The sequence below is a fragment of the Novosphingobium sp. P6W genome, from assembly GCF_000876675.2.
Classification (GTDB): domain Bacteria; phylum Pseudomonadota; class Alphaproteobacteria; order Sphingomonadales; family Sphingomonadaceae; genus Novosphingobium.
The window spans coordinates 1320196-1339133 of sequence record NZ_CP030353.1 but is presented as its reverse complement, the minus strand read 5'-3'; the positions used below and the strand labels follow the sequence as shown (position 1 = coordinate 1339133).

Below are 18938 nucleotides of genomic sequence, written 5' to 3'. Positions count from 1 at the left end.
AGTCGAATCGCTTCGGCTGGATATCCGCAGCAGGGTCGAAGCTCTCCACTGGATGATGGCCGCACCGCCAGTATAGCCGGCTGACCGGAAGCGGTAATGCCGAGGCGCTCACAGGAAGAATCTCGCCTGTGACACTTTGCCCTCCGGTAAAGTGTCATGGCTGACAAAGCGCAAAACCGACCGGAAAGGGGATTCTCACGATTCCGTTTATGTGCTCTATTTTGCCTCGCTATGTTCCTTGAACCGCCCCCTCTCCCGCACCGCGGCCAGGCCAGCGACATGGCGCAGCTACTGGACCGGGTAGCCCACGCCAGCACCCGCCCGCGCTATGCCTTCATGGTGCTTAGCCTGATCGCCGAGATCGCCCGGCCGGACGGGAGCGCGGGGCCTTTCGTGATGCTCGGCGGGCGCTCTACGCTGCTACGCGACTGGCTATGCGATGCACTGACGCCCATGGGCGGGCGCGATCCGAAGCGGCTGATGCTGCCGCAAAAGGTGCGTGCGGAATTGCTGGCCCTGGGTAAAGTCCCTAGCGAACCCGAGGCGGCGGAAGCCGCGATCGCCGCCGAAGTCCACGAACGCATCCGCAAATCGGGCAAGACCAATCTCAGCCGCGCGGTTTCCGAACTGGTCCACGCCGGGCTTATCCGCCGTCATTACCAGGGCTTCCGAGTGGACCACCGCAACCGGGGTGCCGGCCGCCATGTGGTCTACGCGCTGGTCGGGCGAGCATGTTGTCTGATGGCGCGTTCGCCAGGGGCCCCCCTCCCCGCCCTACCCGGCAACGACGACCGGCGGCAGGGAGAGCTGCGGCTGAACTGACGGGCGTTTACTGCGCGCTCGCCATCGGAACATCGGTTACGCCGCCGCCCGTTGCACGCACCAGTTCGACACTGGCCTGCATTCTTTGCGTCTGCACCGAGATGTAGGCCCGCTGCGCGTCGAGCGCATCGGTTTGCGCGGTCACCACGTCGAGATAGCCCGAAGCGCCGTCCCGGTAACGCGACATGGCGATGTCACTGGTGCGCTGCGCCGCTTCTGCCGCGTCCTTCTGCGCAACCGAAGCGTCCGAGAGATTGTGGATTGCCGCGATCGAATCCTCGACCTGACGGAATGCGGTCAGCACCGTACCCCGGTAGTCGGCAGCGACTTCATCATACTCCGCGCGCGAAATCTTGACCTGCGCAGTGCGCTTGCCGCCATCGAACACCGTGAGCAGGCTGGTAAGTGGGCCCAGCGCCCAGAACGTGTTCGGCGTGGTCAGCAGGCTGCCGCCGGTCGTCTCCCAGCCGCCGTTCGCACCCAGCGTCAGCGAGGGGAAGAAGGCGGCGCGGGCGACGCCGATACGGGCATTGGCAGCGAAGACGCGGCGCTCGGCAGCGGCGATGTCGGGACGGCGCTGGAGCAGTTCGGACGGCGTTGCGATGGGCGGCTTCGGCGGATCGAGCGGGCCAACGGCGGCAGGCAGCGCGAACTGGCTGGCAAGTTCGCCGACAAGTGCAGCGATCTCGTGCTCGGTCGCCGCGCGCTGGTTGGCGACAGTGGCCACCTGCGCGCGGGCATTGCCCAGCACAGTCCGCGCACGATTGACGTCGATGCCGGAGGCGATGCCGCCGCTGCGGCGCTTGGATGTGAGGTCATAGGCGCGGGCAAAGGCGTCAACCGAACGATCCAGCAACTGCGCCTGCGCATCGAGACCGCGCAGCCGGAAATAGGCATCTGCGACAGACGCCTGAAGGCTGAGCTGCGCCGAGGCAAGATCGGCCTTGCTCGCCTGCGCCTCGGCCTTCGATGCCTTCACCTGGTTGCGAATGCGGCCCCACAGGTCCAGCTCGTAAGCGATCGAGCCGCCCACGACATAGTCGTTGTACCGAGCGGCCGAGCCGGTCGTCAACGGGCGGCTCGCGGAGCGCCGCTCACGCGAGGCATCGCCGCTGATCCCGGCGGAGGGGAGAAGGTCAGCTTCGTTGACGCGCGCAGCAGCGCGCGACGCATCGTAGCGGGCAAGCGCGGCGGCCAGCGTGGGGCTGGCAGCGGCGGCGCGCTGTTCCAGATCGGCCAGAACCGGGTCGTCGAAAGCGCTCCACCAGTCCCCGCGCATGGCATCGTCGCCGGGGGCGGCGCCGGTCCAGCCGGCCACTTCCTTGAACTGCGCGGGCGGGGTGGTGACCGGCGGCTTGTAATCAGGCGCCATCGAGCAGGCGCCCAGCACCAGCGACATCACGGCCGCCGCCGGAATCCCGGCGATCGACTTAACCATTGGGCTTGGCCCCCTTGTCGGCCCCCTTGTCAGGCGCGGCGATCTGGACCTTGTCGCCGGTCTGGATCGAGTCCGGCGGGGAATCGATAATCTTGTCACCCGGCTTAACCCCGACCGAGACGAGCACCGTCTTGCCTTCGTCGCGCGCGATGGTGACGCGGCGCAGGGTTACGCGCCCGTCCTTGCCGACAAGCGCAACGCTCGGGCCGTCTTCCGCCGGAAGCACCGCGCTGCCGGGCAGGCGAAGCCCCGCCCCTGCCCCGTCGATGGGGAATTTGACATGGGCATAGGCGCCCGGCTTCAGCGCACCCTCGCCATTGTCTGCCTGAAGCTCGACCAGCATGGCGCCGGACTGCGCATCCACCGAATTGGCGCTGCGCGTCAGGCTGGCGGTGAATTCGCGGCCGGGAAATTCCGGCAGGGTCAGCTTGGCCTGCATCCCTGCGCGAACTTGCGAGGAATAGACCTGCGGCACGCGCACATAGATGCGCATGCGGTGGACGTCGGAAACGGTGAACAGCGGCTGCGACGCCGCGTTGCCCGCCACCACCAACGCGCCGATTTGCGCCGAACGGCTGGTTACGACCCCGCTGAAAGGCGCCGACAGGCGGGTGAAGCCGCGCAATGCGTTCAATTCGCGCACGCTGGCTAGCGAGGCGTTGGCGACTGCGGTCTTGGCCGCAAGATCGCCGACCTTCTCGTCGACCTCCTGTTGCGAGACGGCATCCTGCGCGAGCATGGCCTGCCAGCGGCGCGCGGTGGATGCAGCAAGCTTCTGGTTGGCCACCGTGGTCTGGTAATCCGCCTTGGCCTGCGCGAGGCGCTGGTCGATTTCCGGCGCATCGAGGATGGCAAGGGTTTCGCCGGCTTGCACATGGTCGCCGATATCGGCCAGCCAGCGGCGGACATAGCCGTTGGTGCGTGCGTTGATCGCAGCGCTGTTATAGGCCTGGATCGTACCTGGAAGGACGAGCCCTTCCCCGCCCTCTGCCGTAGTCGGCGAGACCACCGTGACGGTCGGCACTGCCGCGCCGGCGGCCACCTGCTCCAGATCGCTGGTGGCGTTGATCCGGGTGGCAATGCCGAACCCGACCAGTGCGACGGCGACGACGGCGGCGCCAATCCCCACTCGCTTCAGCGTGCGGCTGTCGGGTCCGGTGTTTTCGCCGGGGTTTTGCGAAGTTTCAGGTTCAAGCATGGCTGGGCTGCATTTCCACGGGAGAGGTCTGCCCGCCGCCGTCCGTACGGCGGCGATGGACGAAGCTGAACACGACAGGGACGAAGAACAAGGTGGCGATCGTCGCACAGATGAGGCCGCCGATCACGGCCCGGCCGAGCGGCGCGTTCTGTTCGCCGCCCTCGCCCAGGCCGAAGGCCATCGGCGCCATGCCGATGATCATGGCAAGCGCGGTCATCAGCACCGGCCGGAAACGCACAAGGCCGGCCTGGATCGCCGCTTCGCGCGCATCGCCCAGTTCCGCCAGTTTCTCCCGCGCGAAGTTGACGACGAGGATCGAGTTGGCGGTGGCCACGCCCATACACATGATCGCTCCCGTCAGCGCCGGCACCGACAGCGTGGTGCCGGTGGCGAACAGCATCCACACGATGCCGGCCAGCGCGGCAGGCAGGGCGGTGATGATGACAAAGGGATCGACCCAGCTCTGGAAGTTCACGACGATCAGCAGGTAGATCAGGAAAATCGCACCCAGAAGCCCGAAGCCAAGACCGGAGAAGGCCGTGTTCATCGTCTGGTACTGACCGCGGATGGTCACGGTGGAGCCCTTGGGCTCCTCGGCCTTGAGCGACTGGATCGCCTTCTGGACATCGGCGGCGACGCCGCCAAGGTCACGGCCCTGCGGCGTGCCGTAGATGTCGATCACCGGCTGGATGTTGTAGTGCGACGAGATTGGCGCCGTGCTGGAACGCGACAGCGAGGCAAGTGCGCCCAGCGGCTGCGTCGGGATGCCGACCGCGCCGGACACCGGGATGTCCGACAGCGCGTTCATCGAGCCGACCTGATATTCAGGCGCCTGCGCCACGACCGGGTAGGACACGCCGTTGTCCGGGTTCACGAAGAACACCGGCGCGGTCTGCGACGTACCGGCGAGCGAACTGGCGAGGCTGGTCGTCACGTCCCTCTCGCTCAGGCCGTATTGTCCGATGCGTGAGCGATCGACGTCGACCTGCAGCTGCGGCGCATGCGAAGGCTGCTGGATGCGAAGATCGGCAAGGCCGGGGATCTTCGCCAGCTTCACCATCAGCTTGTGCGCATAGGCACGAGATGCCGCGACGTCCCTGCCCGCAATCTGAACGTCGATCGGCGATGGCGAACCGAAGTTGAGGATCTGGCTGGTAATGTCGGCAGGCAGGAACGAGAACGTCACGCTCGGAAACCGGCGCGGCAACTGCGCGCGCAGCTTTTCGACATAGCCCTCGGTAGGCGCGTGCCCTTCTTTGAGGGTTATCAGGACATCGCCGTCCTGAGGCCCGATCGTGCCGCTATTATTGTAGATCGTGTTGATCGAGCTGACCGGCAGCCCGATGTTGTCGGTGATCGAAGCCAGCTCGTCGGCGGGAATGATACCGTGCACCGCCTGCGTCACTTTCTCGAAGCGCGCGGCGGAGCTTTCGATGCGCGTGCCCGAAGGCAGGCGCACGTGCATCGCGATCTGGCCGGAATCGACCGTCGGGAAGAAATTGCTCCCCAGGAACGGCAACAGCCCGAAGGACAGCACCACCACTGCCATGAAGCCGATCATGAAGCCCCGGCGTGCGTTGAGAGCGCGGTGCAGCATGCCAATGTAGCCCGAACGCAGCTTTTCGAAACGGGCCTCGAAACCGCGCTGGAATCGCACGAAGACATTGCGCGAAGCTGGCTCACCGGAATTATGGCTATTTTCGCCATGCGGCTGATGCGGCTTCAGCAAGTACATCGCCATGGTCGGCACCAGCGTTCGCGACAGGACGAACGAGGCGATCATCGCGAAGACCACCGAAAGCGCCATCGGCACGAAGAGGTATCCGGCAACGCCCGGCAGGAAGAACATCGGCACGAAGACGATGCAGATGCACAGCAGCGATACGAAGGCCGGGGTCACGATCTGGGCCGCGCCGTCGAGGATCGATTCGATCACCCCCTTGCCCTGTTCCAGGTGCCAGTTGATGTTCTCGATGGTCACCGTCGCATCATCGACCAGGATGCCGACCGCAAGCGCGAGACCGCCCAGCGTCATGACGTTCAACGTCTGTCCGAACACTGCCAACGCGGCGATGGCGGCAAGCACCGCCAGCGGGATCGACAGCGCGATGATGACGGTGGAGCGCCAGGAACCAAGGAACAGCAGGATCATCAGCGAGGTCAGCGCCGCCGCGATCGCACCTTCATGAATGACTCCGCTGACCGCTGCCTTCACGAACAGCGACTGGTCGCCAACGGTCAGGATCTTGAGCGAGGCAGGCAGCGTGTCCTGGATCTTGGGCAGCGCATCCTTCACCCCGTTGACCACCGCCAGCGTCGAAGCCGAGCCGTTCTTGAACACGGTGAGAAGGACTGAGCGCCCGCCATCGACATGGACGACGTTCTGCTGCTGGGCGCTGCCGTCGCGGACATAGGCAACGTCGCGCATGTAGATGGTTGCGCCGTTGACGACCTTGACCGGCAATTCGTTGAGCGCCTCGATCGAGTCCGGCGCGTTGTTCAGCCGCACACTGTACTGCGTCGCGCCGATCTTCACGAAACCGGCCGGGTTGATCTGGTTCTGGGCTGCGATCGCGTTGCCGACATCCTGCGCCGAAAGGCCGCGCGCCTGCAAAGCCTGCGGGTTGAGGTCGATCTGGACCTGGCGTTGCTTGCCGCCGGAGGGAAACGGCATGGCAAGGCCGGGCACGGTGACCAGCTTGGGCCGGATCTGGTTCTGTCCGATGTCGAACAGTTGTTGCTCAGACAAACCCTTGCCCGACATCGCAAGCTGAAGGATCGGCACGGTGGAAGCGGAATAGTTGATGATGAGCGGCGGCGTGGACCCCGGCGGAAGCTGGCGCAGGATGGTCTGCGAAATCGAGGTTACCTGCGCCGTAGCGGTGCGAATGTCGACGTTCGGCTGGAAGTAGATCTTGACGATGCCGAAGCCCTGATAGGACTGGCTTTCGATATGTTCGATGTCGTTGACGGTAGTCGTCAGCACGCGCTCGAAGGGCGTGACCATACGGTCGGTCATGTCCTGTGGTGGCAGACCGGCATATTGCCAGGCGACCGCGATAACCGGCACCTTGATCTCGGGGAAGATGTCGACCGGGGACTTCAGCGCCGCAATGATGCCGCCAATGCCGATCAGGATAGCCATGACGATGAACGTCAGCGGGCGGTTGAGGGCAACTTTGACGATACCGATCATCGACTTCTCCGTGCGCCGTACCCTGCGGACTACCCGCAGCCTACGGCCCCTTTCGCTGTCCTCTCGGGGCTTTTCCCGTCCCATGTCCGGCCGCATCGCGCAGCAATCCACGGGACCGGGCAGGACGCCCGGGATTCGAGAAAAAAGAAAAGACGCCCCGGCCGCCGTTTTAGGGGGATTCGGTTCTGGCCGGCCGCGTCACGAGGAGTTTTGCTCGCATTTTGCCGATGCTCGTTTCAATCTTTTCTGTCCAATATATAAAGAGGCTTGATCGATATCCAAAACCTCTCAATCGTTGAGGACTGCACACCGTGGAATTGAGGCATCTGCGCTATTTCATTTGCGTCGCCGAAGAGCTTCACTTCGGCAATGCGGCGCAACGCCTGGGCATTTCGCAGCCGCCGCTGAGCCAGCAAATTCGGGCGCTCGAAGAACAATTGGGCGTGCGACTGTTCGACCGCACCAGCCGGCGCGTGCAGTTGACCGAAGCCGGGCGCCAGTTCCTGCCCCAAGCCCATGAAACACTGGCTCAGGCCGAACGGGCGGCCAGAGTGGCACGCCTCGCGCATAGCGGCGAGATCGGGCGGCTCAGCCTTGGCTTGTCGCCGTCGGTCCCGTTCATTGCCGAAGTCATGGACACGCTGGCTCGCTACCGCCGTTCGTTCCCTCAGATCAGCGTCGAGCTGAACGAACTACCCCGTGATGAACAGATTGCGGGAGTGGAACGGCGCACGATCGACATCGGTATCGTACGCGCATTCTCGGCGCTTGAACTGCCCGAAACGATGCATGCCCTTCCCTTGCAGCGCGAAGGCATGGTTCTGGCCATGCGCCGCGACCATCCACTGGCAAATCTGGAACGTGCGCTGTTTCTGGCAGATATCGAAAACGAGCCGCTGATCCTGTTCGGCTCCATGAACGGGGCTGGCTTCAATGAAATGCTCATGGCGCACTGCGAGATTCAGGGTTTTCGGCCGAATGTGACGCTGGAGGCCAATAGTTTCGGCACCCTCGTCGGGCTGACAGCAGCAGGTCTGGGCGTCACTATCCTGTCGCGCTCACTGGCGCGCTTCACCATCGACACCTTGGTGTTCCGGCATATCGAAATGCCATTTTCCAGTCAGCTGGTGATGTTCCACGCCCGCGACGCATCGCCTGCGACGCTCAATTTCCGCAAACTGGTCGACCAGAGGGTCAAATGGGGCTCCCTGCAACGCGTATAGCGGCCCCTTTCCTGTCCGAGCCGAAAACGGCTCGGACATCATCGGTCATTCGCCTTCCGAATTGTCCCGCCGCTTTGCGTAGCTGACGACAAAAGATTCCCATACGCGCAGCCATTCCGTCTCGCCGCGCTTGCGCGCGATCCCGGGAAAGCCTGCCCTGAATGCATCGGCCATCTGATCCACCGACCAGGGATGCCCTTTGTCGACGCCGATGACGCGAAATGCAGTCTCGCGCGCGCCGAAGCTTAGACTGCCGCTTGGGAAAGCAAGCATTGTTTCCTCGGTTGCAGAGCCAGTCCGTTTGCCTTCGCCATCTTTCGCCGCGACCGATGATCTCGGTGCCTTTTCTACCGCCGGTGCGCCCAGCAATCGCAGATGCGTACCTACAAGCTTGCGTTCGAGCGGTGCTGGTGAGGGATTCAACACCACCTTTCGGCCGGAAAGATCGACGTCGGCGTTGGGATAGACCGCGGAGACAAGCTGCATCGTTTCACGTACCGTCTGGCGGAACCGCTTGGAGTCAGCCTCATTGCCCAGATGCCGCGCAAGCTGATCCCAAGAGATCGTCTGCCCCTTGTCGCTGGTGATGCGCGGCAAGCGATAGGCAAGGTATGTATAGAGATCGAGCGCCGTCGGCGTGCCCTTGAGTTCGCGAATCGCGACCTCGTTAAGAGGGACCGCATGTTCGATAAGGTGCCCATAGAACCCCTCCGACATGCGAATTTCCCGCGCGAAGGCTCCGTTCTTTTCCAGCGAACCGGCATATTCGTTGGAAATCTTCACATCGCGCACAGCAAAGGCATTGCCGTCGGCCTCAGTTCCATCCCAGCGAATCTGCCATTCGCAGGCCAGGAGCCGGTCCACCTGCTCGCGCATACGGTTGGCAGTTCCGCGCGGACCGTAAGACACCGTCTGATACCCCAGGCGGCGCATCCACTCAGTAAAGTTGCGGCCCAGATAGACGTCGCGCGAACGCTTGGTCACGGCCTGCGACAGCAGATAGATCAGCGCGACCCGGGGATAGGCGCCATAAGGAACGCCCAGACTGCGCAGAACGGGTTTGCCATCGACCGTCTGCAGCACGGGCCTGGGGTTGATGGCCAGCGCATATTTGCCGTCTTCGCGCAGGATCGGCTGCGTCTCGTCCTTGGGACGCTTGGTCGGCAGCGACATGGCGCACAATGCCGAATGCAGGAACGCAGGCACAGGCTCCTCGTCCTGAACCCGCAAAAACGCATCCATGGTAATCTGCGACCCGGCCCGCAGTGCGAGCGAACGAACCTGCGCTTCCCCGCCATCCAACATGGCGAGGGCATACTGGTGTCCGATCGGCTTGCTGCTATCCCCGTTACTCATATCACCCTGCTCTATCCCGACTCGGGGCCCGTAATGTGGGGTTTAGACAACAGGTTTGGTCCTCAAACGCAAGTGCGTTGGCAGTTTCGGGGGCATTTGGCGGTTGAAACCTACAATATCACCGATGATCTCGGAGCCGTTGCTGAGATCCGGCCGTTCCCCCCTTATTTCCAGAAATAGCCGATTCGCGAATCGGTTTTGATTTAGGGATTCTAGTATAGGTTAAAGCACCGAGATCATCGGTCGGTTTGGCTCCGAGATCATCGGCAAAACGCACCGGAATCATCGGCTTGCACCGAGATCATCGGCGTTGCGGGAAAACTGCGGAAATCGCACTCCCGAAGCGACGCCCACAACGCGCGGATGGCTCCTTGCGCAGCTAAACGGCACCGAGATCATCGGTCCGAACAGGAGCACAGACCCTCCGCCATTTGCGTCGCTCGATAAAAGGGCTCGGAGATCATCGGCTCGATTGGAAGACTGGTGGACGATTGTTGCTCGAAACTTCCAACGCGGGTACGGTTGGGGTTCAAATCCACAAGACTGGTATTCATGGCGACCCACCCTGCATCCGATGCCCGCTCCGACGTCCCCGGCAATGAACTGCTGGAAGACAGCCTCGACCTTCTTCACCGTAAGGCCCTTACCATCCTGAAGCGCATCCGTGACGGTGCGCTTGACCCGGAGACCGGTCATAAGGTTGGCCCCTCTTTCGCGATATCGAAAGCTGCATCGCTCGTCGGCCGGACGGCCTCCGCGATTCGCGAAGCCGAACGCGACGGCCGCCTGCCTGAACGCGATCGGACTGCATCAGGCCACCGGGTGCAATACACGCTGGAAGAACTCGACCACATGCGCGCCGTTTTCGGAACGCGGCCCTGGCGCGCGCCGGATGACGTTCCGGCGATCATCTCAATTTCCAACTTCAAGGGCGGTGTCGGTAAATCAACGCTGGCACTGCATCTCGCTCAGCATTTTGCGATCCGCGGGTACCGTGTACTTTTCATCGATTGCGACAGCCAAGCCAGCTCGACCATGATGTTCGGCTATCGCCCTGATGTCGACCTTGGCGAAGACGACACTCTTTATGGGCACTTCCACAATCCCGAACTGCTCGGCGTGCGCTCGATCATTCGCAAGACCCATTTCCATGGGCTGGACCTGATCCCGGCGAACCTTAAGCTCTATAATCTCGAATACGAGATTGCCGGTTATCTTGCCCAGAACCAGAGCTTCGATGTGATCGACCTGATCGGCCAGGCCATCGACACCGTCGTCGACGACTACGACATCGTCATCATGGACCCGCCGCCGGCACTGGGCATGGTTTCGATGGCGGTGCTTCAGGCAGCCAATGCCATGGTCATTCCGGCGCCGCCGAGCGTTATGGATTTTGCCTCGACGGTATCCTTCATCGACATGGCGCGCACTACGATGAAACAGTTGGAGCAGCTTGGGGGCAGGGTGAAGCCAGCCTACAATTTCATCCGCCTCGTCGGTAGCCGCGTCGACGATAGCAAGTCGATGCACCGTGAGATTTTGACGATGATGCGGCAGGTCTTCGGGGGCTCGATGATCAACTCGGTCCTCAAGGTCAGCGCCGAGATCGACAATGCGAGTTCACGCATGAAGACGGTCTACGAGCTTGATCGCCCGGTAACTTCGCATGAAGTCCACAACCGCTGCGTGCGTTTCCTGAACGACGTTTGCCACGACATCGAACAAGACGTTCTGCGTACTTGGGCGAGCAGGGCTAAGGACGTGAGCTAAGCGGTTGCCACGTGGCAACGACCATAAAAATGACGTTTTTTCAAATGGCTAATCAGAATCCCGCAGCGCAGCGGAGTGATTGCCGAAATTGCTGGAAAGAGCCTCTTCGGTGCGGTTGCCACGTGGCAACAGAAATATCGGAAAGGCGCTTTCAGGAAGGACCAAGACATGAGCAAGGGTAATCGCGGCTTCGGAAGCAGCCTCACAGAAGGGCTCGATGACGAGGAACTGGACGCATCTGCTCCGTCCGAAAGCATCATGGCAAGCCGCAGCCAGACTTTGGCGCGCCTGGCTACCGGCAAGGTGGTTACCGACCGGACCGAGTGGGTCGACCCGCTCCGTTGCCGCCCGTGGCGCCTCCATAACCGCGACATCGATCACCTTGATGAGGAGACGTGCCGCGACCTGATCGACGCGTTTCTTTCCGCCAAGAAGCAGCGCATCCCGGCGATCGTTCGCCGCCTTCAAAACGACCCGGATCACGACTTCGAGATTATAGCCGGTGTTCGCCGGTGGTGGACTGTCCAGTGGCTGCGCGCTCATCACCACCCAGATTTCGAGTACCTGGTCACCATCCAGCATGTCTCCGATGAAGAGGCGTTCCGGGTTTCCGACATCGAGAACCGTTCCCGCAAGGACATCTCGGATTGGGAGCGCGCGAAGGAGTACATGCGCGCGCTTAACGAATTCTACGACGGGTCGCAGAGCGAGATGGCAGAGCATCTCAAGATCTCTCGTTCGTGGCTCAGCCGCTTGCTTGACGTCGCGCGTCTGCCGAATGAGATCGTCGACGCCTTTGCCGATACCCATGACATCACGGTCCGCGTGGCGCGCGACGTGAAGCCGCTGGCGGGCGATCCGCGTGCGCTCGCGCTCATGGTGGCAGAAGGCAAGTCGATCAGCGATGAGCGCGCTGATCTCGGCACGCGCCTCAGCGGCCCCGAGATCGCGAAGCGTCTCGTCCGCGCGACAGTCGCCAAGGCGAAGGAGAGTAGCGGCGAAGTCATTCTCAAGGCCGGCAATGGCAAGCCTATGCTGCGCTATTCCCGCTCGGCGCGAAGCGGGCTGACTTTGCGTGTGGTGCCCAAGTCGGGTGCATCCGTTGATGAAGTGCTGGCGGCGATCCGGAGCTTGATCGCGGAATAAGTTTTTGGCCGTCGCTCGGTGCAGAAGCAGACTGCTCCGAGCGGCGGTCAGACATTCAGTAAGTTTGAGCTTTTGTGGACCGTGATTGCGGTCGATTTTGTGTAAAATGCTCTCAGAAGGCCGTAGGGCGCATTTGAGGCCTTTATGACCACCTATCTATCTGGGGTGGCGCGTTGGCGCTCTAAGGGCGGTTTCCGGGGAAGTTGAAAACGGGTCGTGAAATCAATGCGGTGGGCCATTTTTCGGCTCAAACGCGTACTTCTTAAACGGTTGGCTCCGAAAACTGCTTAATCCTAGCCTTCATCCAGCTTATTGACGGTGCCGGCGAGGAGCCCGTCGATATGGGCCAGCGATGCTTCGAAATCGTCGAGCGCCTTCGCCGTGAAGGCGGACGGGATGTCTTCATCGAGTGCCGTTGAGTCGGTGGCCGCGAGCGCATGAAGATGCGCTCCGGCAATCGTACTGTGTGCGATCAGGCCTTGGTCTTCGAGTATGGCCACCATCCCCCGCACCCCGATCCTCGTCGCGCCCAGCGTGCTTTCGATCTGTGCGGAACGCAAAGGGCCAAATCCTCCCAGTAGTTCGAACAGTGCAGGCGCGCGCGACGTGGTGCGTTGTCCGGCAAGGCGCTCGCTACCGTGGTGGGCCAGCCGGGCCGCGTCGCCGAGTTGAAGGAGCATCCTGTTGGCGACGGTGTGCAAGGCCTCCGCGCGGATGATTCGGGCACCGTCGGAATCGTCAGCCGCAAGAACATCCAGGCGGATCAGGCCGGTGAAGGGCAGGGCGCAGCGCAAGGTGCCGGCTCTGCGCAGCCATTCGCCATACTGGATTTCAACAGCCCAGAGCGGAGACGACGGGGCAGGGTGCTCCACGGTGAAGCGGCGACCAGCCACGGCTATGGGAGAAGACTGGCGTTCGGCCGGGGCGAAGCGAAGGCTGCTGGCCACGGCGCCGTAGAGCCGGGTCAGAGAGGTGAAGGGGAGGGTTTCGTGCTTGGTACAATGCCCGTCGACCAAGGCGCGGGCATCTCCGATTACGGCATGGGCGAGGGCGTTGTCTTCCTGTGATTGTAGGTCTTGCGGAGCCAGCAAGGCGGGTTTCAAACGCAGGGCAATGTCTGCGAGCGGCGCCCAGCTGGCGTGCGCCAGTTCAGTCAAAATGCCTTCGCATAACGCGCGCGGAGCGCTCGCATGGCGTGAGGGTGTATCGGACAAGGTTGTCAGTCCGGCAAACCAGGCATGGAAGCGTGCCTCGGTGAATAAGTGGCCTTCCTGAAGGAGCGCCCCTACGAGGGTGCCACGCAGTATCTGAGCAGCAAAAATGCGGTGAACGGCCAGTGGACAATGCTCAAGAGCCCCGTCGAGACGGCCCAGGGCGAGCATGGCGTGAGCTTCTGCGGAGGCAAAATCGGTGCTTTTGTCGTCCATCGACTACTGAAAAACCCCCGAAAATCAATGAATACGCGGTATTTGTATAGCTATTTCAATTCTATTATACAAGTGGTGCGACTCCCGATCTGGATGCCTTTGACCTCGCGCCCGACGCGCGCTGAAAATGGCTCATAGCTTTGCTTTCCTGACGCTGATGACATCGGCTACGATACCGAAATCGCCGCCACCGACATTCTCGGACAGGTCGAGAATGGCTCTGATAGCTCCGGGCGTCCTGCTCACAAATTCGGAGAAGTTCGCCCGCGCGACCATGGCCGAAATCACGCACCAGTTCGCCTTTTTTGCCTACCGCCGACCATGCCCGCAACGCATGGGAGAGGTTCGGCGAGGTGATCTTGGCCGATAGCTGCGAGGAAATGGTGCGGGTCGTCGACGATCTCGTTTGCGAGCACGTTCAGGTGATGACTGCCGATCCCGATTTATTTCTCAAAAGCATGACCAATTATCGGGCACTGTTCCTGGGCAGCCGCACCGGTGTCAGCTTCGGTGCAAAGGTGATCGGCACAAACCACACCCTGCCCACGACGAGGCGGCGCGCTATATGGGCGGTCCGTGGGTGGGCAAGTTCCTGAAGACCTCTACTTACCAGCGCGTCACCACCGGCGAGGCTTCGGCACTGATCGGTAAATATTGCAGCCGCGTCTATGCGCTGGAGGGTTTTGCCGGCCATGGCGAACAGGCCAACATCCGTTTGCGCCGCTTCGGAGACCGTAGTGTCCCCTATGCCGGGCAGGCGGAGCCGACCCCGCATACGACCGCCTCATCAAAATTTCTCCCCCGCCCGGCCACTGGCAGGGGTGGACAGGCCGGCCGGATCGGATTCTTTCTGTCCGGCCATTTCTGCATTTTCGATGAGAGAGACGACCATGACCTTGCCCGTCACGCCCAGCCTGAGCCTTGATGGCCGCCGCGCCGTGGTAACGGGGGCAGGGCGGGGGATCGGCCTCGCCGCTGCCGCTGCCTTGGCTCAGGCTGGGGCAGCGGTTACCCTTGTTGCGCGCACTTCGAGCGAGATAGGGGCGGTTGCCGCCAAGATCACGGCGCAGGGCGGCATTGCCCATGCCGTCACGCTCGACGTGTCGGACCTCGGCGCCGTCGCGGCGTTTTTCGAGGCGGAAGAGCCGTTCCACGTCCTCGTCAACAACGCCGGGACCAACCGGCCGAAGCCGATATGGGACGTGACCGATGAAGATTATGACGCGGTTCTCGATCTAAATGTGAAAAGCGCGTTCTTCGTGGCGCAGGCCTGCGTGCGGCGGATGATGGCCGCTGGCATCAGGGGCAGCCTGATCCACATGGGCTCGCAGATGGGCCATGTAGGCGGGCCGGGGCGTTCGCTCTACTGCGCCAGCAAGTGGGCTCTGGAGGGAATGAACAAGGCCATGGCGCTGGACCTTGCGCCGCACGGTATCCGCTCCAACACGATTGCGCCGACTTTCATCGAGACACCGCTGACGAAGCCCTATTTCGAGGATGCGGCGTTCAAGGCCAGCGTCCTGACGAAGATCAAGCTTGGCCGGATCGGTCAGGTGGAAGACCTCATGGGCGCGATCCTGTTCCTGGCGTCTGATGCCTCTGCGTTGATGACCGGCACCAGTCTTGTCGTCGATGGCGGCTGGACCGCGGACTGAGCGGCGGTTCAGTACCTTTCGATCGAGACGTGACGCAATTCGTGCACCGGTGTCAGACGGCGGCGCAGTTCGGCCTCGTCCAGCGGCGTTTTTGCGGCGATGATCGCAGCGTGGGCGTCGGGGCCGATGCGCCATACGTGCAGGTCGGTGATGCGCGCGTCGCCCGGTCCTTCGACCGCCTCGCGCACTTCCTGCGCGACGTGACGGTCGGTACGGTCGAGCAGGACGCCGGCGGTGTCTTTCATCAGCGACCATGACCAGCGGGCGATTACCACAGCGCCGACGATGCCCATCACCGGGTCCAGCCAGGTCCAGCCAAGGTAACGGCCGCAAAGCAGCGCCGCGATCGCCAGAACCGACGTCAGCGCATCGGCAATGACGTGGAGGTAGGCCGAGCGAAGGTTGTTGTCGCCGTGTCCATGATCGTGGCCATGCTCATGATGATGTCCGTGGTGATGGTCGCCGGAGAGCAGGAGGGCGCTGGCGATGTTCACCAGCAGGCCCAGAACCGCCACCACCGTCGCCTCGCCAAATGCCACGGCGCCGGGGTGCAGCAGGCGGTTGACCGATTCCACGCCGATCCCGGTTGCGAAGATCGCCAGAACCAGAGCCGAGGCGAAGCCCGCGAGATCACCCACTTTGCCGGTGCCGAAGCTGAAGGCAGGGTCATTTGAATGGCGCCGGGCATAGGCATAAGCCGCCGCCGCCACGGTCAGCGCGCCGGCGTGGGTGGCCATGTGGAACCCGTCCGCCAGCAGGGCCATCGACCCGGTCGCATAGCCGGCGATGATCTCTCCCACCATCATGACAGCGGTCAGGATCACAACCCAGCGCGTACGGCGCGCGTTGTCGTCATGCGATGCACCCAGAAAGTCGTGGGCGTGCGAAAGCGGGTCGGTCTGGGGAAGGGATGCCATGGTCTTGTGTCCCGTCATTTCGCGTAGCGACGGATCGCAGTGATCACCGCCTGCATGCCTTCGTCACGTTCTTTCTGGGTGAGTTCGGGGGCGGCGACGTGCGTGCGCAGATGATCTTCGATCAGTTCGTCGATGAAGCCGTTGACCGCGCCGCGTACAGCCGCGCTCAGCAGCAGCGTCTTGGCGCAGTCCTCTCCGCCGACGAGCGCCCGCTCGACTGCCTGCAACTGGCCGATCATGCGGCGTACCCGCATGATCAATGGCTGATTGTTGTCGCTAAGATGGCCCATACCATACCCCCCTATAGTATATTTTGCGGATTCGCAAGAGTATGATGCTGGCGGGCGATTCCGCTCGAATTCACGCCTCGCCATCCCTAAGTTCGTAAATACAGACAGCGGAGGCCTGCACCTTGTCCGATGACCAAACTGCGGAACGGAACGTCGAAGGCGTCGGCGATTACAACGGCCCGGCCGGTGGCTGGGGCGCGCTCAAGGCGGTAGCGCGCACGGTTGCCGAGCAGATGAAAGCCAGCCCCGATACGCGGGCTCTGCTACAGATGAACCAGCCCGATGGGTTCGATTGCCCCGGCTGCGCTTGGCCCGATCCCAAGCACACGTCCTCGTTCGAATTCTGCGAGAACGGCGCCAAGGCCGTAACCTGGGAAGCGACTGTCAAACGGGTCGACCCCGGCTTTTTCGCCCAGCATACCGCCACCGAACTGTGGGGCTGGAGCGATCATCAGCTGGAAGACGCTGGCCGCCTTACCGAACCGCTGCGTTACGATCCCGAAACCGACCACTACATACCGATCACCTGGGACGAGGCGTTCGCCCGCGCCGGGGCTGCATTGCAGGCGCTCGACCACGCCGACCGGGCCGAGTTCTACTGCTCGGGCCGCGCGTCGAACGAAGCGGCTTTCCTCTACCAGCTGTTTGCGCGCGAATTCGGGACCAACAACTTCCCCGACTGCTCGAACATGTGCCACGAGGCTACCAGCACCGGCCTGCCCAAGTCGATCGGCATCGGCAAGGGCACGGTGACGCTGGAAGATTTCGAGACCACTGACGCCATCTTCTGCATCGGCCACAACCCCGGCACCAATCACCCCCGTATGCTGGGTACGCTGGCCGAGGCTTCGAAGCGCGGCGTGCCGATCATCGTCGCCAACCCGATGCGCGAGCGCGGGTTGGAGCGGTTCAAGTCTCCGCAACACCCCACCGAAATGCTGTCGACCCATTCCACCCCGCTCGCCTCGGCTTACCATCAGGTGCGGATCGGCGGCGACATGGCGATGCTCAAGGGCATGATGAAGGCCCTGTTCGCGCTGGAGGAGGCCGAAGGCGGCGTCCTCGACCATGCCTTCATAGCCGAGCATACCGAAGGCATCGATGCCCTTCGCGCCGATATCGCGGGCACATCCTGGACCTGGATCGAGGGACAATCACGCCTCACGCGGGAAGCGATCGAGAGCATGGCGGCGGTCTATTCCGGGGCGGAGCGGGTGATCGTATGCTACGGCATGGGCATCACACAGCACAGCCACGGCACCCAGAACGTGCAGGCCATCGCCAACCTGCTGCTGCTGCGCGGAAACTTCGGCAAAGCGGGCGCCGGCATCTGCCCCCTTCGCGGCCACAGCAACGTGCAGGGCGACCGCACCGTGGGCATCACCGAACTTCCGGCCGAAGACATGCTGGAGCGGCTTGATGCGGCTTTCGGCATTACCAGCCCGCGCAAGCATGGCCACAATGCCGTAGAGGCGCTGATGGCGATGCATGAGGGCGAATCCAAGGCCCTGATCTCGCTTGGCGGCAACCTCGCCGTCGCCATGCCCGATCCCGAAGCGTGCTTCGCGGCAGTGCGCGGGCTGGACCTCTCGGTGAATATCCTCACCAAGTTCAACCGCACCTGCCTGCTCACTGCAAAGGATACGCTGGTGCTGCCGTGCCTGGGCCGCACCGAATTGGACGTGCAGGCTGCCGGACCGCAATGGGTTACGGTGGAGGACAGCATGTCGATGGTTCACGCATCGCGCGGGAAGCTGAAGCCGCCGGGGCCGCAGGTCCGCTCCGAACCTGCAATCGTTGCAGGGCTGGCAGCGGCGGCCATGCCGCATACGAAGGTGGACTGGGCCGGGCTGGTGGCCGACTACGACCGCATCCGCGACGGGATCGAGGCGGTTTACCCCGACTTTCACGACTTCAACTTGCGTGTGCGCGAACCGGGTGGCTTTCGCCTGACCATCGCCCCTGACAACCGCGTGTGGAAGACGCCGAGTGGCAAAGCGCAGTTCTTCGTCCATCCCCATGTGGAGGAAAGCATGCAGGGGCAGCCGCTGCTGCTCACCACCATCCGCAGCCACGACCAGTACAACACCACGATCTACAGCCTGGACGACCGCTATCGCGGCGTCACCGGGCGGCGCGACGTGATCTTCGCCAACGAGGTGGACCTGGCGATGCTGGGACTGGCGCATGGCGACCGGGTGGACGTGACCACGCCCGCCGGCCGCACTCTGAAAGGCTTCACGGTGATCCGTCATGCCATCGCCCGCGGATCGCTGGCGGCTTACTATCCCGAGGCGAATTGCCTGGTGCCGCTCGATGATTTCGACCCGGCCAGCGGGACGCCGTCCTACAAGTCCATCCCCGTAAGGATCGACGCGGCAGCCTAGGCTTTCGTTGACGTTCGCTGCCGGAAATCGGTAAAGCGCAGTACCCCTACGGCGGGGCGGCCTGCCTGATTGCCGGGAACAAATTTGGTGCTTCGGCCATTGCAATGGCCCGC

Annotated in this window: 15 protein-coding genes; 8 read left to right on the top strand and 7 right to left on the bottom strand. The window is 62.8% G+C overall.

The features are described from left to right. Positions 1-279 precede the first annotated feature (279 nt). Positions 280-822, top strand: coding sequence for a hypothetical protein (locus TQ38_RS22135; protein WP_082057692.1), 543 nt, complete (start codon positions 280-282; stop codon positions 820-822). A 7-nt stretch (positions 823-829) separates the two neighbouring features. On the opposite strand, the gene TQ38_RS22130 is transcribed toward TQ38_RS22135, so the two are convergent. The 3 genes from TQ38_RS22130 to TQ38_RS22120 are packed head-to-tail and all read right to left on the bottom strand — an operon-like array spanning position 830 to position 6654. Continuing rightward, positions 830-2260, bottom strand: a complete 1431-nt coding sequence (locus TQ38_RS22130) for an efflux transporter outer membrane subunit (protein ID WP_043975518.1) — start codon at positions 2258-2260, stop codon at positions 830-832. Beyond that, entirely contained in the window at positions 2253-3458 is a 1206-nt protein-coding gene (locus TQ38_RS22125) for an efflux RND transporter periplasmic adaptor subunit (protein WP_043975519.1), read from the bottom strand. The genes TQ38_RS22130 and TQ38_RS22125 overlap by 8 nt, the downstream gene beginning before the upstream one ends. Then, on the bottom strand, positions 3451-6654 hold the full coding sequence (locus tag TQ38_RS22120; protein ID WP_043975520.1) for an efflux RND transporter permease subunit: 3204 nt from the start codon (positions 6652-6654) through the stop codon (positions 3451-3453). The genes TQ38_RS22125 and TQ38_RS22120 overlap by 8 nt, the downstream gene beginning before the upstream one ends. Positions 6655-6965: 311 nt before the next feature. On the opposite strand from TQ38_RS22120, the gene TQ38_RS22115 reads away from it, so the two are divergent. Beyond that, positions 6966-7877 carry a LysR substrate-binding domain-containing protein gene (locus TQ38_RS22115; protein WP_043975521.1) on the top strand — a complete coding sequence of 304 codons (912 nt, stop codon included), beginning with the start codon at positions 6966-6968 and terminating at the stop codon, positions 7875-7877. A gap of 45 nt (positions 7878-7922) precedes the next feature. Here TQ38_RS22115 and TQ38_RS22110 read toward each other — a convergent pair whose 3' ends face one another. Next, positions 7923-9233, bottom strand: coding sequence for a replication protein RepA (locus tag TQ38_RS22110; RefSeq protein ID WP_043975522.1), 1311 nt, complete (start codon positions 9231-9233; stop codon positions 7923-7925). 552 nt (positions 9234-9785) lie between these two features. Between TQ38_RS22110 and TQ38_RS22105 the strand changes: the two genes are divergently transcribed. After that, positions 9786-11003, top strand: coding sequence for an AAA family ATPase (locus TQ38_RS22105; protein WP_043975608.1), 1218 nt, complete (start codon positions 9786-9788; stop codon positions 11001-11003). A gap of 168 nt (positions 11004-11171) precedes the next feature. Continuing rightward, entirely contained in the window at positions 11172-12149 is a 978-nt protein-coding gene (locus TQ38_RS22100) for a ParB/RepB/Spo0J family partition protein (RefSeq protein ID WP_043975523.1), read from the top strand. Positions 12150-12442: 293 nt separating this feature from the next. Here the strand turns inward: TQ38_RS22100 and TQ38_RS22095 are convergent, their stop codons facing one another. Further along, positions 12443-13576 (bottom strand): hypothetical protein, encoded by a 1134-nt coding sequence (locus TQ38_RS22095; protein ID WP_043975524.1) that lies wholly within the window; start codon positions 13574-13576, stop codon positions 12443-12445. Positions 13577-13935: 359 nt separating this feature from the next. Here TQ38_RS22095 and TQ38_RS31080 point away from each other — a divergent pair, with 359 nt between their 5' ends. The 3 genes from TQ38_RS31080 to TQ38_RS22085 are packed head-to-tail and all read left to right on the top strand — an operon-like array spanning position 13936 to position 15231. Then, on the top strand, positions 13936-14172 hold the full coding sequence (locus TQ38_RS31080; protein ID WP_240198044.1) for a histidinol dehydrogenase: 237 nt from the start codon (positions 13936-13938) through the stop codon (positions 14170-14172). Beyond that, a complete protein-coding gene (locus TQ38_RS31075) occupies positions 14142-14501 on the top strand; it encodes a hypothetical protein (protein ID WP_240198043.1) in 360 nt (119 codons plus the stop codon). The genes TQ38_RS31080 and TQ38_RS31075 overlap by 31 nt, the downstream gene beginning before the upstream one ends. After that, positions 14467-15231, top strand: a complete 765-nt coding sequence (locus tag TQ38_RS22085) for an SDR family NAD(P)-dependent oxidoreductase (protein ID WP_043975525.1) — start codon at positions 14467-14469, stop codon at positions 15229-15231. Before TQ38_RS31075 ends, TQ38_RS22085 begins: the two co-directional genes overlap by 35 nt. A gap of 8 nt (positions 15232-15239) precedes the next feature. Here the strand turns inward: TQ38_RS22085 and dmeF are convergent, their stop codons facing one another. Both dmeF and TQ38_RS22075 read right to left on the bottom strand, forming a co-directional pair. Continuing rightward, positions 15240-16148 (bottom strand): CDF family Co(II)/Ni(II) efflux transporter DmeF, encoded by a 909-nt coding sequence (gene dmeF / locus TQ38_RS22080; RefSeq protein ID WP_043975526.1) that lies wholly within the window; start codon positions 16146-16148, stop codon positions 15240-15242. A 14-nt stretch (positions 16149-16162) separates the two neighbouring features. Then, a complete protein-coding gene (locus tag TQ38_RS22075; protein WP_043975527.1) occupies positions 16163-16438 on the bottom strand; it encodes a metal/formaldehyde-sensitive transcriptional repressor in 276 nt (91 codons plus the stop codon). A gap of 122 nt (positions 16439-16560) precedes the next feature. Here TQ38_RS22075 and TQ38_RS22070 point away from each other — a divergent pair, with 122 nt between their 5' ends. Then, complete coding sequence (locus TQ38_RS22070; RefSeq protein ID WP_043975528.1) at positions 16561-18825, top strand: FdhF/YdeP family oxidoreductase; 2265 nt, start codon at positions 16561-16563, stop codon at positions 18823-18825. Positions 18826-18938 lie beyond the last annotated feature (113 nt).

Excerpts from the sequence above, each read along its gene's own strand:
- TQ38_RS22095 (WP_043975524.1), bottom strand. The coding sequence starts at position 13,576 with ATGGACGACAAAAGCACCGATTTTGCCTCCGCAGAAGCTCACGCCATG.
- TQ38_RS22135 (WP_082057692.1), top strand. The coding sequence starts at position 280 with ATGGCGCAGCTACTGGACCGGGTAGCCCACGCCAGCACCCGCCCGCGC.
- TQ38_RS22130 (WP_043975518.1), bottom strand. The coding sequence starts at position 2,260 with ATGGTTAAGTCGATCGCCGGGATTCCGGCGGCGGCCGTGATGTCGCTG.
- TQ38_RS22075 (WP_043975527.1), bottom strand. The coding sequence starts at position 16,438 with ATGGGCCATCTTAGCGACAACAATCAGCCATTGATCATGCGGGTACGC.
- dmeF (WP_043975526.1), bottom strand. The coding sequence starts at position 16,148 with ATGGCATCCCTTCCCCAGACCGACCCGCTTTCGCACGCCCACGACTTT.
- TQ38_RS22125 (WP_043975519.1), bottom strand. The coding sequence starts at position 3,458 with ATGCTTGAACCTGAAACTTCGCAAAACCCCGGCGAAAACACCGGACCC.
- TQ38_RS22120 (WP_043975520.1), bottom strand. The coding sequence starts at position 6,654 with ATGATCGGTATCGTCAAAGTTGCCCTCAACCGCCCGCTGACGTTCATC.
- TQ38_RS22085 (WP_043975525.1), top strand. The coding sequence starts at position 14,467 with ATGACCTTGCCCGTCACGCCCAGCCTGAGCCTTGATGGCCGCCGCGCC.
- TQ38_RS22110 (WP_043975522.1), bottom strand. The coding sequence starts at position 9,233 with ATGAGTAACGGGGATAGCAGCAAGCCGATCGGACACCAGTATGCCCTC.
- TQ38_RS31075 (WP_240198043.1), top strand. The coding sequence starts at position 14,142 with ATGGGCGGTCCGTGGGTGGGCAAGTTCCTGAAGACCTCTACTTACCAG.
- TQ38_RS22100 (WP_043975523.1), top strand. The coding sequence starts at position 11,172 with ATGAGCAAGGGTAATCGCGGCTTCGGAAGCAGCCTCACAGAAGGGCTC.
- TQ38_RS22105 (WP_043975608.1), top strand. The coding sequence starts at position 9,786 with ATGGCGACCCACCCTGCATCCGATGCCCGCTCCGACGTCCCCGGCAAT.